This window comes from Cellulosimicrobium cellulans (assembly GCF_006539945.1).
Classification (GTDB): Bacteria; Actinomycetota; Actinomycetes; order Actinomycetales; family Cellulomonadaceae; genus Cellulosimicrobium; species Cellulosimicrobium cellulans.
Map to the genome: position 1 here is coordinate 80393 of NZ_BJNZ01000006.1, position 14317 is coordinate 94709.

Consider the following 14317-nt stretch of genomic DNA (forward strand, 5'->3'; position numbering starts at 1 on the left):
CGTGGACACGTCCGTGCCGCGTGCTGACCGGAGCCGCGGTTATGACGCGCATCACCTCGACGTTCCCGTCATGATCCTCACGGGGGGCCGTCTCGTGTGTGAGGGGTACGGCCCGATCGGGCCGTGCCGCATCGTCCGACCTTGGAGCCAGGCATGACCCACCGACCGCCCGCACGTACCGTCGCCATGGGAGAGCGTGCCCGCCGCGTCGTCGCGGCGACGCTCGCCGCCGTCCTCGCCCTCGTCGGGGCGGTCGTCCTCGTCGCGGGGCCGCAGGCCCGGTCCGCCTCGGCGGCCATCGGCTTCTGCCCTGACCCGGACGACTTCCCGAACATCGGCCCGTTGCCGATCTTCACGGACAACAACGTCGCCGTGTACGCGGGCGGGGACTACACGGCGGCCGGGACCTCGGCCGAGAGCGAGGGCGTGCTCGTCGTGCGCGGGGACGCGTCGTTCGAGACCCCGGGGAGCTTCAACGTGGGCTCGGTCGGTGCCGGGTCGGGCATCACCCCCGCGCCGGGGTCGCCCATGCTCCACGTCGGCGGCGTGATGAGCATCGCCGCCGGGACCAACGTGATCGTGGGCGCGAACCTCGACGGCGGCGGTGCGGTGCACGTCGGCGGCGACCTGGCGAACGCGGGCGGGCTCGACACCAACGGCGCTGCGATCGAGACGAACATGGGCGCCGACGCCGCGCTGGCCCCGTGGCAGGGGTTCCAGGACGCGGTCGTCGACACGTCGGCCGTCCTGGGCGCCGCGCCGGACACGGGCTCGGCGGCGCGCGCCGGGAACCGCGTCACGTTCACCAGCAACGACCCGGCCAACACGGCGCTCCAGGCGTTCACGGTCTCGGCGACCCACCTCGACGGCGCGTCGGAGTTCTTCTTCGAGGGTATCCCGGACGGGGCGCCGATCGTCGTCAACGTCGTCGGCGACGAGCCCCTCACCGTCTCCGCCACCTACGTCGACATCAACGGCGAGCGCGTCGACGACCCCGCGAACATCGGGAACGCGGCCGCGCGGACCCTGTGGAACTTCACCGGCACGGGCGACCTCACCGTGAGCGGTTCGGGCCAGTGGGTGGGTTCGATCCTCGTGCCGTCGGCCGACCAGGTGACGATCACGTCGAGCACAAACGGGCGCGTCTACGCGGGCAACGACCTCACGACGTCAGGCATCGGCAACGAGCAGCACAACTACCCCTGGATCGGGCCGGGGCCGTTCGACTGCATCCCGTCGGCGAGCTTCGTCGTCCAGAAGACGGTGACGGGTGAGGCTGCGGCCGACGTGCCCGCCGGCACGACGTTCGAGGTCGAGTACACGTACGAGGCGCCGGACGGGACGACCGGTGGCGACACGCTCGTCGTGCCGATCAGCGGTGCGCTCGTGAACGGTCCGACGCTGCCGGTCGGCACCGTCGTGACGGTCACCGAGACGGACCTTCCTTCCGTGCCCGGCGTCGAGTGGGGAACGCCCGTGATCCAGGTGAACGGCGAGCCGCTGGGCGACCCCGCGCAGTTCACGATCCAGGAGAACCAGACCGTCACGGTGACCGTGGTGAACACGGCGAACGGCGGCGTCCCGGCGGCGGGAGGGTTCTCGGTGGCCAAGGCCGTGACGGGAGACGCCGCGGGGCTCGTCCCCGCCGACACCGCGTTCCTCGTCGACTGGGAGGCAGGGCTCCCCGAGGGGGCCACGTACGAGGGCGCCCTGTCCGGCACGCTGACCGTCCTCGCGGACGGGACCGTGACGAACGGCCCCTCCGACCTGCCCGTCGGTACCACCGTCGCGTTCGCCGAGCGGACGCCGCTGCCCGAGGTGGACGGCGTCGAGTGGGGGGATCCGGTGCTCAGCCCGGCGTCGCCCGTCACGATCGTCGAGGGCGCGGCCGGGGTGGCGCTGACGGTCACCAACGTCGCGGACGCCGCCGTCGGGGGATTCACGGTCCAGAAGGCTCTCGAGGGAGGCGCGGCGAGCGCCGTCCCCGGTGACACCGCGTTCCTCGTCGACTGGACCGCGACCGTCCCTGCGGGCGTCGCGTACGACGGCGCCACGTCGGGCACGCTGACGGTGCTCGCCGACGGGACCGTGGCGAGCGGCCCGACCGACCTGCCGGTCGGCACGACGGTGACGCTCGCCGAGCAGCAGCCGCTGCCCGAGATCTCGGGCGTGGTGTGGGGTGTACCGACGCTCGAGCCTGCCTCCCCGATCACGATCGTCGAGGGACCGAGCGGTGTCGCGGTGACCGTGACGAACACGGCGGACGCGCCCGCGGAGATCGGCGGGTTCGCGGTGCAGAAGTCCGTCACGGGTGACGCGTCCGGGGCGGTGCCGCCGGACACCGCGTTCGTCGTCGCGTGGGAGGCCGAGCTCCCCCCGGACTCCGGCTACGAGGGAGCGACCTCCGGGACGCTCACCGTGCTCGCGGACGGGACCGTGGTGGACGGGCCGCAGGACCTGCCCGAGGGCACCGTCGTGACGTTCACCGAGCAGACGATCCCCGACGTCCCCGGCGTCGACTGGGGCACGCCCACCGTGTCGCCCGGCACCGTGACGATCGGTGACGGCGACGCTGTCGCGGGGGTCGTGGTGACGAACATGGCGACCGCGCAGACGGGCGGGTTCTCCGTCGCGAAGGCGGTCGAGGGCGGCCTCGCCGGGAGCGTGCCGCCGGGCACGCAGTTCGAGGTCGAGTGGTCCGCGACCCTGCCCGCGGGCTTCACGTACGACGGCCCGCTGACGGGGGCGCTCACCGTGCTCGCGGACGGCATCGTCGTCGACGGCCCGCAGGACCTCCCGGTGGGGACGGTCGTGACGTTCACCGAGATCAACCTGCCGGAGGTCGACGGCGTCGTCTGGGGTCCCCCCACGTTCTCCCCGGAGTCGGTGACGGTCGGGGACGGCGCGAACACCCTCGTCACGCTGACCAACACCACGCAGGACGTGGCCGAGGTCGGCGGGTTCTCCGTGGCCAAGGAGGTGACCGGCGACCGCGCGGAGCTCGTGCCCGCCGACACCCTGTTCACCGTCGCGTACTCGTACGAGCTCGAGGGCACCCTCGTCGGCGGCTACCTCCAGGTCCCGGCCGACGGGACGGTCGTCGCCGGGCCGCAGAACCTCCCGGTCGGCACGGTCGTCACCTACACGGAGGCCGACCTGCCCGACGTCACCGGCGTCGCGTGGGGCGTCCCGACGTTCAGCCCGCAGTCGGTGGTCGTCGGCGACGGGGACGACACTCTCGTCACCGTGACGAACACGGCGAACCAGGCGGCCGGCGGGTTCTCGCTGGTCAAGCGGGTGACCGGCGAGGCGTCCGCCGCCGTCCCCGCGACCACGGAGTTCGTCGTGGCCTACGCGTACGACGCGCCCGCCGGGACGGTCACCGGGACGCTGACCGTCCGCGCCGACGGGGTCCCGGTCGAGGGGCCGCAGGACCTCCCGGCCGGGACCGTCGTCCGGCTCACCGAGACGGAGCTGCCCGAGATCGGTGGGGTCGACTGGGGTGCGCCGGCGTTCACCGTGGACGGCACGGCGGTCACCGAGGTGACGGTGGGCGACGGCACGGTGGTCGTGACGCTCACGAACACGGCGGGGGAGCAGGGTCTCGCGGTCACGGGATCCGACGCGGTGCTCGTGACGACGCTCGCGCTGCTGTTCCTCGGGACCGGCGCCGCGCTCCTCGCGATCCGCGCCCGCCGCGGCCGCACCGCCTGACCCTCGGGACGTCGTCGCCACCACGACGCACGACGGGCCGGTCACCCCGCGGGGTGACCGGCCCGTCGTCGTACCGCTCGCGCGAGGGTGCCCGGCCTCAGTCGTGGCCTGCGAGCGTCGCGAGCGCCTTGCTCCACAGCGCGTGCGCGCGCTCGGCACGCTCGCCCGTCTCGATGTTGCGCTCGACGACGCGCACGCGCGTCCCGGAGTCGTCCGGCTCGAGCGTGATGGTGATGTCGTGGTAGTTCTCCGGGACGTCGGGCAGGCCCATCGTCGGGGAGAAGTGCGTGAAGTGCAGCAGCCGCGGGCGCTCGACCGCGACGACGGTGCCCCAGTCCGCGAACTCGCGGCCCATGTAGTGGCCCTCGAACGTCACGGGGCTGCCGGGCATGAAGTCGGTCTCGACGTTCATGCCGAGCATCCAGCGGGCGCTCGGGTGCATGAGCTCGGCCCACACGACCTGCGGGGGTCGTGCGACGTGGATCTCGGCGGTCGTGCTGTGGTCGGTCAGGGTGGGGTCGCTCATGGGTACCTCGGGGGCTCGGGGGCTCGCTCCTGGGGCCGACGGTAGACCCTCCGGGCGACACCGGCAGCCGGTAGGTTCGGGCACGTGACCCGACTCGTGCTCGTCCACGGCCGCGACAACCAGGGCCTCGACGCCGACGTCCTCGACCGCACGTGGACCGCCGTGCTGGACGCGGGCCTGAGCGCGGCGGGGTCCGGCCGCGTGCTGCACGACGACGACACGTCGTTCGTCTTCTACGGCGACGCCCTCGCGGGGCTCGTCGCGGGCGACGCCGAGCCGCCGCCGGTGACCGTGCACGCGCTGGCGGCCCTGCCCGACGACGAGCTCGCGTTCGTCGCCGACGTCGCCGAGGAGGTGCTGCGCGCGGCGGGCGCGATGGTGCCCGCGCGCCCGCAGGGTGCCGCGCCGGCGGGCGGGGTCGACGTCGGGGCATGGCTGAACCTGCTGCTGTCCGCGCTCGACCGGTACGTGCCCGGCCTGAGCAGCGGCGTCGTCGTGCTGCTCGCGCGCGACGTGTGGGCGTACCTGCACGACGACGCCGTGCGCACGAGGATCGACGACGCCGTCGCGGCGGCGATCCCCACGGACGGCCCGGCCGTCGTGGTCGCGCACTCGCTCGGGTCCGTCGTGGCGTACTCGGTGCTGCGCGAGCACCCCGACGCCGCGCGGTGGGACGTGCCCCTGCTGCTCACGCTCGGTTCCCCGCTCGCGATCCGGGCGATCCGGGACGTCCTCGCCGCCCGCGCCCCGCTGCGCGTGCCCGCCCCGGTGCGGCGCTGGGTCGCGGTGCGCGACCGCCGGGACGCGCTCGCGCTGCACGGCCTCGGCCCGGACGCGTTCCCGCTCGACCCGGCGACGCCGGCGATCGAGGACCTCGTCGTCGCGAACGCGGCGCCCGGGCACCACGCGGCGGCCGTGCTGCTCGCCGACGGCAGCCCGGCGGGCTACCTCGCGCTCCCGGAGGTCGCGGGCGCGGTGGCGGCTGCGCTGGACGGCTGACGCGACCTGCCGGCGCGAGGTCGCGGCAGGGTGCGGCGTCGTGCCCGCCAGGTTCAGGCCGCGCCGTGCAGGCGCGCGTGCAGGGTCCGGATCTCGGGCGCGAGCTCGTACGCCGGGCCGCGGACGGAGATGCCGGGGGCGACGTCGCCGATCGCGAGCGGGCGCACGGGTCCGGGCGCCACGCCCCACTCGTCGAGCCACCCGACGAGCTGCGTCGTGCTCGACGCGTAGACGATCGGGCCGAGCCCGACCCAGGCGTGGGCCGCGCTGCACATCGCGCAGTGCTCGCCCGACGTGTACACGGTCGCGGCGCGCCGCTCGTCGGGCGTGAGGTGCTCCGCGGCCCAGCGAGCGATCTCGAGCTCGGGGTGCCGGGTCGCGTCGCCGTCCTTCACGCGGTTGCGGTCCTCGAACCGGACGACGCCGTCGCGGTCGACGAGGAGGGAGCCGAACGGCTCGTCGCCGTCGTCGAGCGCCTCGCGCGCGAGCTCGACGCAGCGGCGCAGGTGCACGAGGTCCTCGGGGGTGGGCAGCGTGTCGGGAGTCATGGCGCCCATCCTCGCCCGGTCAGCGCGCGACCGCGAGGACGCTGCGCACGTCCGCGACGAACCCGTCCACGTCGTCCGGGGTCGTGTCCCACGCGCACATCCAGCGGACCTCGACCCGGTCGGGCGTCTCGCCCGGCCCCCAGTCGTAGAAGCGGTGCCGCTCGCGCAGGCGCGCGACGGCGGCGCGGGGGAGCGTCGCGAAGACCGCGTTGACGAGCGTGGGCTGCGTGAAGGCGAGGCCCGACGTCGGCGCGGGGACGGCGTCGTCGGGTCCGAGCGCCGCGGGGACGACGACGTCCGCGAGCCCGGCGCGCAACCGCCCGGCCATCGCGTTGGCGTGCCGCGCGTTGCGCAGCCACAGCTCGTCCTCGTCCGCGATCTCGTCGACCTCGGCGACGGCGTCGCCCACCGGCTCGAACAGCGCGAGGAGCTGCGCGGAGACGTAGCGCATCTTCGACGCGAGCTGCATCGTCGCCTTGCGCACGAACTCGACGCCGTCGACGGCCGACGGGTCGAGCACGACGACCGCCTCCCCGAGCGCGAGCCCGTTCTTGGTGCCGCCGAACGACAGCACGTCCACGCCCGCGTCCGTGGTCAGCGCGCGCAGCGGGACGTCGAGCGCCGCGGCGGCGTTCGCGACGCGCGACCCGTCGAGGTGCACGCGCATGCCGCGGGCGTGCGCGGCGTCGGCCACCGCGCGGATCTCGTCGGGCGTGTAGAGCGTGCCGAGCTCGGTCGACTGCGTGAGCGACACGACGAGCGGCTGCGCACGGTGCGGGTCGCCGAGGTCGCCTGCGAACCGCTCCACGGCGTCGGGCGTGAGCTTGCCGTCCGGCGCCGGGACGGCGAGCACCTTGACCCCGCCGACACGCTCGGGCGCGCCGTTCTCGTCGGTGTTGAGGTGCGCGTGCTCGGTCGCGACGACCGCGCCCCAGCGCGGCAGCATCGCCATGAGCGCGACGACGTTCGCGCCCGTCCCGGTGAGCACCGGGTAGGCCGCGGCGTCCGGGCCGAAGCGGGACCGCACGGCGTCCTGGAGGCGCGCGGTCCACGGGTCCTCGCCGTAGGAGATCTCATGGCCGGCGCTCGCCGCGGCGAGCGCGGCGAGGACGTCGGGGTGGGCGGGGGAGTAGTTGTCCGAGGCGAACGACGTCACGTCCCCAGGGTAGGCCGCCGCCGGTCACGCGACGAAGGTCCGCCAGGCGCCGCAGTCCTTGATCGGGCCGCCCGCCGAGAGGTCCTGCCGGCACGCGCGGACCGACACGGACTTCCCCTTCGACATGCCGCCCGAGTACCAGTACACGCTCGAGCCGACCCCGTCGCTCGCACGGACGGTCTTCGTCGTCCCGTCGAACCGGACCTGCGCGACGGCGCTGGCGCCGTCCTTGCGGTTGTCGACGACCGCGACGTACGCACTGTGGCGGCCCGGGTCGTTGGGGGCGAACGTCGCCCTCGCGTAGTACGGGCTGCCGGCGCTGTACACGGTGCCGGAGGTGCCCGCGGAGGCACCGATCGCGGTCCCGAGCACCAGGGCGCCGGTCATGACGGCGGTAGCGACGAGCTGACGAGTCCTCATGCGTGCTCCTTCCAGAGGCCGCTCCGTCCGGAGCGGCGAACAGCCTGACGGCGGACGTCCGGATCGTAGGCACCACCGGCTCGGACCGGCCATGGGCACCCGTCCCCATGGGGGACGAGCGGCGGTCCCGCCGCGCGCGAGCGGGGCGCGGCGCGCCGAGCGTCGAGGAGGGACGCCGCGGGCGTCCCGAGGAGCCGTACCGAGCAGCGCGGAGGTGCAGCCCGGCCGGCTCACAGGAGCCGGCGCGAGCCCGGGTGCGTGACGCGCAGCCAGCGGTAGCCGTAGCCGTCGAGCCGGACCTCGGCGCTCCCGTCGGGGTCCGGCTCGACGTCGTCCGCGTCGAGCAGGTCGACGAGGCGCGCCTCCGCAGGCAGCTCCCCGAGCGCGAGCCGGACCACGACCGGGGCCGGGGACAGGTTGTGGACGGTGACCATCGACGCCTCCTGCCACGTGCTGCGCAGCGCGAGGACCGACGGCTCCGGCTGGTCGAGCACGTCGACGTCGCCCCAGCCGAGCTCGGGGCACTCGCGGTAGCGGTGCGCGAGCAGGCGCACGAAGGTCAGCAGCGAGTCGGGGTCGCGCCGCTGGTCCGCGACGTTGACGTGCTCGGGCGCGTAGCCGTCGCCGGGAACGGGCCCCGCGAGCCGGCGCGCGGGCGCACGCGAGAACCCGCCGTTGCGTTCCGACGTCCACTGCATCGGCGTCCGCACGGCGAGCCGCCCGTCCGCCGCGAGGTTCTCGCCCATGCCGATCTCCTCGCCGTAGTAGAGGACGGGCGTCCCCGGGAGCGCGAAGAGCAGCGAGTACACCATCCGCACGCGCCGCGGGTCACCGCCCAGCATGGGCGGGAGCCGACGGCGCAGCCCGCGCCCGTAGAGCTGCATGTCCTCCTCGGGCCCGAACGCGGCGAAGACCTCCTGGCGCTCGTCGTCGGAGAGCTTGTCGAGCGTCAGCTCGTCGTGGTTGCGCACGAACGTCGCCCACTGCGCGTCGTGGGGGATCGGGGGGCGTGCGGCGAGCGACGCGGCGAGCGGCCCGGCGTCGTGCCGCGCGAGCGACAGGTACAGCGCCTGCATGCCGTTGAAGTCGAACTGGAGCGTCAGCTCGGAGCTCGACGGTCCGGACTCGCTCCCGTCGCCCTCCCCGTCGTCGCCGAAGTAGAGGCGCTGCTCCTCGAACGGCAGGTTGACCTCGCCCATGAGGATCGAGTCCCCGGTGCGGCGCGAGAGGAACGAGCGCAGCGCGCGCAGGAAGTCGTGCGGGTCCTCGATCTCGTCCGACGGGTTCGCCGCCGCGTCCCCGAGGAAGAACGGGACGGCGTCGACGCGGAACCCCGAGAGCCCGAGCTGGATCCAGTAGCCCATCGTCTTGGCGATGGCGTCGCGGACGCGCGGGTTGGCGGTGTTGAGGTCCGGCATGTGGCGGTAGAAGCGGTGCCGGTACCACTCGCCGGTGCGCTCGTCCTGGGTCCAGATGCTCTCCTCCTGGTCGGGAAAGATGACCTGGTCCTTCGTGGGCGGCGGCTCGTCGGCGCGCCACACGTAGAAGTCGCGGTACGGGTTGTCCGTGCTGGAGCGCGAGGCCTTGAACCACGGGTGGCGGTCGGACGTGTGGTTGACCACGAGGTCGGCGATGACGCGGATGCCGCGGTCGTGCGCCGTCCGGATCAGCTCGACCAGGTCCCCGACGTCGCCGAGCCGCGGGTCGACCGCGAGGAAGTCGGTGATGTCGTAGCCGTCGTCGCGGTCCGCGGTCGGGTAGAACGGCATGAGCCACAGGCACGTGACCCCGAGGTCGGCGAGGTGGTCGAGGCGCTGCACGAGCCCGGCGAAGTCGCCCACGCCGTCGTCGTCCCAGTCCATGAACGTCTCGACGTCCAGGCAGTAGATCACCGCGTTCTTCCACCACAGGTCGCCGGTGTCGCTGATCCTCATGCCGCACCCCCCTCGGTCGTCGCGGTCGCCGACCGCAGGAGCGGGAGCAGCGTCGCGCCCGCCGCGTCGAGGAACGCGTCCTGCTGCTGCCCCACGTGGTGCAGGTACACCTCGTCGAACCCGCACGCCACGAGCTCGGCGACGCGGTCCGCGAACCGCTCGGCGTCGTGCTCGACGAGGACCGTCCCGCGCACCTCCTCCGGACGCACGAGGTCCGCGACGGCGTCGAACTGCTCCGGGGTCTCGAGGTGCCAGCTCACGCTCGGCGGCAGCAGGTTGGAGCGCCACTGGTCGTGCGCGACGGCGAACGCCGCGGCGTCGTCGTCACCCCACGCGACGTGCACCTGCAGCGCGAGCGGGCCGCGCCCACCCGCGTCGCGGTACTCGCCGACGACGCGGCGCAGCAACTCGACCGGCTGGTTCACGGTGACGAGGCCGTCGGCCCAGTCCGCGTGCCGGCGCGCCGTCGCCGGGGTGACGGCCGGGCCCACGAGGCGCGGGACGACGTCGGGCAGCGACCAGACGCGCGCGCGGTCCACGGTGACGTGCCCGTGGTGCGTGACCTCCTCGCCCGCCAGGAGCGCGCGGATCACGTCCACGCACTCGCGCAGGCGGGCGTCCCGGTCGGCCTTGGTGGGCCACGGGTCGCCCGTGACGTGCTCGTTCATCGCCTCGCCGGAGCCGAGCGCGGCCCAGAACCGGCCGGGGAACATCGCGCCGAGCGTCGCGATCGCCTGCGCGACCACCGCGGGGTGGTAGCGCTGACCGGGCGCCGTGACGACGCCGAACGGGAGGTCGGTGCAGGCGAGCGCGGCGCCGAGCCAGGACCAGGAGTGTCCCGACTCGCCCTGCCTGACGCTCCAGGGCGCGAGGTGGTCGGAGCACATCGCGACGTCGAACCCCACCTCCTGGGCGCGCCGCGCGGCACCCAGCAGGGGGCCCGGGGCGATCTGCTCGTGGGACGCGTGAAAACCGAGGGAGACCATGGCGCCCAGTGAACCGAGGGTCCGGGTGCCACGCTCGGTGAGGAGGGGAACGGTGGAGGGTCCGTGCCCGTCCCGAGGATCGCCGCGCGGGCCGTGCCGGCCGCCGTACGCTGACGCGATGCGCCTGCTGACCTGGACGTTCGCCGCCTACCTCGCCGCCGTCCTCGTCGTGACGCTGTGGCCGTCCCCGCAGTCCACCGACGCGCCGGGCTGGGCGACCGCCACCCTGGACTTCCTCCAGGGCCTCGGCATCCCGATCACGCTGCCGGTGCTCGAGGCGCTCGCGAACGTCGTCATGTTCGGGCCGTTCGGCGTGCTCGGGGTGCCGCTCCTCCGGGGCGCGACCGCACGACGGCGCGGCGCACCGCTGGGCGTGTGGGGCGCGGCAGGGGTCGTGACGGTCGCGGGCTGCGCGCTGTCGGTCGCGATCGAGCTCACCCAGAACCTCCTGCCCGGCCGCGTCCCGACCGTCCAGGACGTGGTGATGAACACCGCGGGCGCGCTGCTCGGCGCGGCGCTCGTCGCGGTCGTGCTCGTCGCGGTGCCGGCGCGCCGCCCGGTGGCGCCACGGGTCGGGTGACGTGACCCGCGAGACCGGGCGTCAGCCCACGACGCCGTCCGCGTAGAACCAGCGGTCGCCCTCGCGCACGAACCGGCTGACCTCGTGCAGGCGCCCGCGCTCCGCGGGGTCGGTCCGCGACCGGTGGTGCGCGACGAACTCCACGACGCCCGTCGCGTCGAACGGGCCGCCGTCCTCCGTGCGCAGGACGTCGAGCCGGCGCCACTCGAGGTTGTCGTCGAGGTCGAGCGACCGGGGCCGGTTCGACGTGTGCCAGGTCGCGAGAAGGTAGGCGGCGTCACCGACGGCGAACGCGCTGTAGCGCGAGCGCATGAGCGCCTCGGCGGTCGGCGCGAACGGGCCCGGGGTCGTGCCGTCGGCTCGGGGACGCAGGCCCGCGTGGTAGCGGCCGCAGCACGAGCCGTACGTCTCGCCGGACAGGCAGGGGCACCGCGCGTCGTCGGGCGGGGGAGCGGGTGTCTGGGGGAGCGGGTGTCGCGCCATGCCGAGGAGCGTAGCGGCGGCGCCCCGGACCCGGTGCGGCGCGGACGCCTGCGGCCCGGTGCGCGACGGCGCCCGCCCACCGCGAGGTGAGCGGGCGCCGTCGTCCGCGGCTCACCCGGGCGCGCGGCCCGGGTGCGGTCGCGTCAGTCCTGCGGGTCCCACGGGCCCCAGCGGTCGCCGGGCTCCTGGTTCCGGGTCCACCACTTCGCGGTGTACTCGGTGCCCTCGTGGGTCACCGTGTCGCCCTTGGTGTAGACGCGGCTCGGCTTCCACGCGCCGACCCCGTCCGCGTCGACCCCGGCGATCTCCTCCCACGGACCCCACGGGTCACCGGGCGTCTGGCCCTTGGTCCACCACTGGGCCTGCCAGACGGCGCCCCCGTAGGTGACCGTCGCGCCGCCCTGGTAGGCGGTGCTCTTCGACCACGCCGGCGGCTCGGTGTACGTCGGCTGGGCCTGCGGGTTGAGCTCGTCCGTCACGACCGACTTCGCGGCGTTGGTCACCGGGTCGTCGAGCAGCAGGACGTCGAGGCCCTGCTGGATGTCGTTCGAGATGATCGCGCCGTTGTACCAGTACGCCGACCACGAGCCGCCGAGGATCAGGCGCTCCGAGGAGAGCGGGCCGCGGTCGAACCACGCGATCTCGACCGGGTTCGCCGAGTCCGTGAAGTCCCACACCGAGATGCCGCCCTGGTACCAGGCCTGGACCATGATGTCGCGGCCCGGGACGGGGATGAGCGAGCCGTTGTGCGCCACGCAGTTCTCGGTCGCGGCCTGCTCGCGCTCGATCTTGTAGTAGCTCTTGAACACGAGCTCGCCGCCCACGATGTCGTAGATGGCGTCCGCGCCCTTCTCGGGCCCGACCGTGGGGTTGCACGTGGGCGCGCCGCCGCCGCCGAGCTCGTCCGTGAAGACGACCTTGGTGCCGGCGTTGTTGAACGTCGCCGAGTGCCAGAAGGCGAAGTTCGTCGTGTCGCGGACCACCTCGGTGACCACCGGGTGCGCGCGGTCGGAGATGTCCATGAGGATGCCGTCGCCCATGCACGCGCCCGCCGCGAGGTCCTTCGACGGGTAGGTCGTGATGTCGTGGCAGCCCGACGTCGTGCTCGAGCCGTTGCCGCCCGGGTTGCCGCCCTCGGGGAAGAGGACGGGCGTGGAGACGAGCTCCGCCGCGGCGGGGTCGTCGAGCGGGATCTGCACGACCGAGATGAGGTCGTGCGGCGGGAGGCAGTCGGGGAACGCCGCGTTGGGGCTGTACGACGAGACGTAGACGAACAGCTCCTCCCCGTCCTTCGACGGCGCGAGGGAGTGCGTGTGCGAGCCGCACTGCGTCTCGACCGACGACACGTACTCGGGCGACGTCGGGTCGGAGATGTCGAAGACCTTGATGCCCTCCCACGAGTCCTTGACCGTGGCGCTCTGGGCGACGTTCTCGCACGAGTCGTTGCTGCGCGACGAGTCGGTGCTGAGGACGAGGAGGTCCCCGTAGACCGAGATGTCGTTCTGCGACCCGGGGCAGACGACCTGGGCGACCTGCTGCGGCGCCGTCGGGTTCGCGACGTCGTAGACCGTGAACCCGCCGTAGTTGCCGGCGAACGCGTAGCGGCCCTGGAACGCCAGGTCGCTGCTGTACTGGCCCTCGGGCGCGAACGCGCCGTTCTTCGGGATGTTCGCGACGTGGGTCAGGTTGGGGCTGCCGGCGACCTCTCCGGGCGCCAGGACGTCGGTGGCCTGGGCGAGGGGAGCGAGCCGCTGGGCGGGAAGGTCGGCGAGCGAGCCGGCGGCCTGCTCGGTGAGAGAGGCCACGGCCTCGGGAGAGCCGTCGGACGGCTCGGCGGCCGCCGACGAGGCGACGGCGAGCGAGGAGACGGCCAGCGCGGCCGCCATGGACGAGGCGAGCAGGACCCGGCTTCTTTGCCGGCGCGTCTTGTTCGTCGTTCGATGCACGAGCGAAACACCTCCTTGGTAGTGTTCTGCGAATTCTGTCCGTCAGGTGTGATCTGGACCACCCCAAGAGCGCGCTTCACGGCGAGTTTTTACACGGAGGGAACAGGGCGGGTGCAGAGTTTTCCCAGTGGTAACGCAACCTCGACCGCAGCCGCACGGGCCCTGACCTGCGGCGCGGTCGTGCTCGGGGTGGCGCTGGGCGCGGCGGCGTGCACGCCCGACCCGGTGCCGACCTCGACACCGTCGAGCGTCGTCGTGCAGCCCGGCCGGCCCGGCGAGGAGGCGACGACGGTCGCGCCCGAGGACTACGACGCCGCGCCCGACGCAGAGTCCTGGAACCAGGCCGACGCCGCGTTCGTGACCGGGATGATCGAGCACCACCTCCAGGCGCTGGAGATCGCCGCGCTCGCGCCGGACCGCGCCGGGTCCGACGCCGTCCGGTCGTTCGCGGAGCGCGTCACCGCCGCGCAGGGCCCGGAGGTCCACGCGCTCGCGTCGTGGCTCCAGGCGCGCGACCTCGCCGTCCCGGAGGGAGCGGAGGGCGACGGCGGCACGGGCCCCCGCGCGCCCGAGGGATCGGGGCACGAGCACGGTGACGGAGCGTCCGGGATGCTCACGGACGAGCAGCTCGCCGAGATCGAGCGCGCGAGCGGCGCGGAGTTCGACCGCCTCTTCCTCGAGGGGATGATCCAGCACCACGAGGGCGCCCTCGCCATGGTCGACGTCGTGCTCGTCGAGGGCCAGGACCTCTTCGCGAACGAGATCGCGGCCGAGACCGCGTCCGGCCAGGGCGGCGAGATCGACCGCATGCGCGACCTCCTCGCGGACCTCTGACGCGCCTGAGCGAGAACCCCGGTCGGCCGAGGGAGAACCCTGGTCCCGCGAGGTAGAACCCTGGTCCCGCGAGGTAGAACGCTGGTCCCGCGGGGTAGAACGCTGGTCAGCGCACCGTCTCGTCGATCGAGGGCTCGCGGCCGTGGCCCGCCCCGATGTCGGGACGGGCCACGGTGGCTCGCGCGGGAAGG

Annotated in this window: 12 protein-coding genes; 4 read left to right on the forward strand and 8 right to left on the reverse strand. The window is 73.9% G+C overall.

Annotated elements, in window-relative coordinates; translation table 11 throughout:
• The first annotated feature begins 153 nt into the window (after window positions 1-153).
• Complete coding sequence (locus CCE02nite_RS06530; protein WP_141388860.1) at window positions 154-3714, forward strand: DUF5979 domain-containing protein; 3561 nt, start codon at window positions 154-156, stop codon at window positions 3712-3714.
• Window positions 3715-3811: 97 nt separating this feature from the next.
• Here the strand turns inward: CCE02nite_RS06530 and CCE02nite_RS06535 are convergent, their stop codons facing one another.
• A complete protein-coding gene (locus tag CCE02nite_RS06535; RefSeq protein WP_141388861.1) occupies window positions 3812-4240 on the reverse strand; it encodes an SRPBCC family protein in 429 nt (142 codons plus the stop codon).
• Window positions 4241-4324: 84 nt separating this feature from the next.
• On the opposite strand from CCE02nite_RS06535, the gene CCE02nite_RS06540 reads away from it, so the two are divergent.
• Window positions 4325-5239, forward strand: coding sequence for a hypothetical protein (locus tag CCE02nite_RS06540; RefSeq protein ID WP_141388862.1), 915 nt, complete (start codon window positions 4325-4327; stop codon window positions 5237-5239).
• A 53-nt stretch (window positions 5240-5292) separates the two neighbouring features.
• Here the strand turns inward: CCE02nite_RS06540 and CCE02nite_RS06545 are convergent, their stop codons facing one another.
• The 5 genes from CCE02nite_RS06545 to CCE02nite_RS06565 all read right to left on the reverse strand — a co-directional run bounded on the left by CCE02nite_RS06545 (window position 5293) and on the right by CCE02nite_RS06565 (window position 10283).
• Complete coding sequence (locus CCE02nite_RS06545; protein WP_174774894.1) at window positions 5293-5787, reverse strand: nucleoside deaminase; 495 nt, start codon at window positions 5785-5787, stop codon at window positions 5293-5295.
• A gap of 19 nt (window positions 5788-5806) precedes the next feature.
• On the reverse strand, window positions 5807-6943 hold the full coding sequence (locus CCE02nite_RS06550) for a threonine aldolase family protein (protein WP_141388864.1): 1137 nt from the start codon (window positions 6941-6943) through the stop codon (window positions 5807-5809).
• A 24-nt stretch (window positions 6944-6967) separates the two neighbouring features.
• The gene (locus CCE02nite_RS06555; RefSeq protein ID WP_141388865.1) at window positions 6968-7363 is read right to left on the reverse strand and encodes a hypothetical protein; all 396 of its coding nucleotides are present in this window, start codon (window positions 7361-7363) and stop codon (window positions 6968-6970) included.
• A gap of 230 nt (window positions 7364-7593) precedes the next feature.
• Complete coding sequence (locus CCE02nite_RS06560) at window positions 7594-9297, reverse strand: alpha-amylase family protein (RefSeq protein WP_141388866.1); 1704 nt, start codon at window positions 9295-9297, stop codon at window positions 7594-7596.
• Window positions 9294-10283 (reverse strand): TIGR03885 family FMN-dependent LLM class oxidoreductase, encoded by a 990-nt coding sequence (locus CCE02nite_RS06565; protein ID WP_141388867.1) that lies wholly within the window; start codon window positions 10281-10283, stop codon window positions 9294-9296. The genes CCE02nite_RS06560 and CCE02nite_RS06565 overlap by 4 nt, the downstream gene beginning before the upstream one ends.
• Before the next feature lie 118 nt (window positions 10284-10401).
• On the opposite strand from CCE02nite_RS06565, the gene CCE02nite_RS06570 reads away from it, so the two are divergent.
• Window positions 10402-10863 carry a VanZ family protein gene (locus CCE02nite_RS06570; protein WP_170227241.1) on the forward strand — a complete coding sequence of 154 codons (462 nt, stop codon included), beginning with the start codon at window positions 10402-10404 and terminating at the stop codon, window positions 10861-10863.
• A gap of 21 nt (window positions 10864-10884) precedes the next feature.
• Here CCE02nite_RS06570 and CCE02nite_RS06575 read toward each other — a convergent pair whose 3' ends face one another.
• Both CCE02nite_RS06575 and CCE02nite_RS06580 read right to left on the reverse strand, forming a co-directional pair.
• On the reverse strand, window positions 10885-11346 hold the full coding sequence (locus tag CCE02nite_RS06575; protein ID WP_141388869.1) for a YchJ family protein: 462 nt from the start codon (window positions 11344-11346) through the stop codon (window positions 10885-10887).
• A gap of 143 nt (window positions 11347-11489) precedes the next feature.
• A complete protein-coding gene (locus CCE02nite_RS06580) occupies window positions 11490-13292 on the reverse strand; it encodes a carbohydrate-binding protein (protein WP_141388870.1) in 1803 nt (600 codons plus the stop codon).
• 225 nt (window positions 13293-13517) lie between these two features.
• On the opposite strand from CCE02nite_RS06580, the gene CCE02nite_RS06585 reads away from it, so the two are divergent.
• Window positions 13518-14126, forward strand: a complete 609-nt coding sequence (locus tag CCE02nite_RS06585) for a DUF305 domain-containing protein (protein ID WP_170227242.1) — start codon at window positions 13518-13520, stop codon at window positions 14124-14126.
• The last annotated feature ends 191 nt before the right edge of the window (window positions 14127-14317 follow it).

Bases quoted from the DNA above. Each gene is read 5' to 3' on its own strand.
- CCE02nite_RS06535 (WP_141388861.1), bottom strand. From the start codon at position 4,240: ATGAGCGACCCCACCCTGACCGACCACAGCACGACCGCCGAGATCCAC.
- CCE02nite_RS06555 (WP_141388865.1), bottom strand. From the start codon at position 7,363: ATGAGGACTCGTCAGCTCGTCGCTACCGCCGTCATGACCGGCGCCCTG.
- CCE02nite_RS06560 (WP_141388866.1), bottom strand. From the start codon at position 9,297: ATGAGGATCAGCGACACCGGCGACCTGTGGTGGAAGAACGCGGTGATC.
- CCE02nite_RS06570 (WP_170227241.1), top strand. From the start codon at position 10,402: ATGCGCCTGCTGACCTGGACGTTCGCCGCCTACCTCGCCGCCGTCCTC.
- CCE02nite_RS06530 (WP_141388860.1), top strand. From the start codon at position 154: ATGACCCACCGACCGCCCGCACGTACCGTCGCCATGGGAGAGCGTGCC.
- CCE02nite_RS06575 (WP_141388869.1), bottom strand. From the start codon at position 11,346: ATGGCGCGACACCCGCTCCCCCAGACACCCGCTCCCCCGCCCGACGAC.
- CCE02nite_RS06545 (WP_174774894.1), bottom strand. From the start codon at position 5,787: ATGACTCCCGACACGCTGCCCACCCCCGAGGACCTCGTGCACCTGCGC.
- CCE02nite_RS06565 (WP_141388867.1), bottom strand. From the start codon at position 10,283: ATGGTCTCCCTCGGTTTTCACGCGTCCCACGAGCAGATCGCCCCGGGC.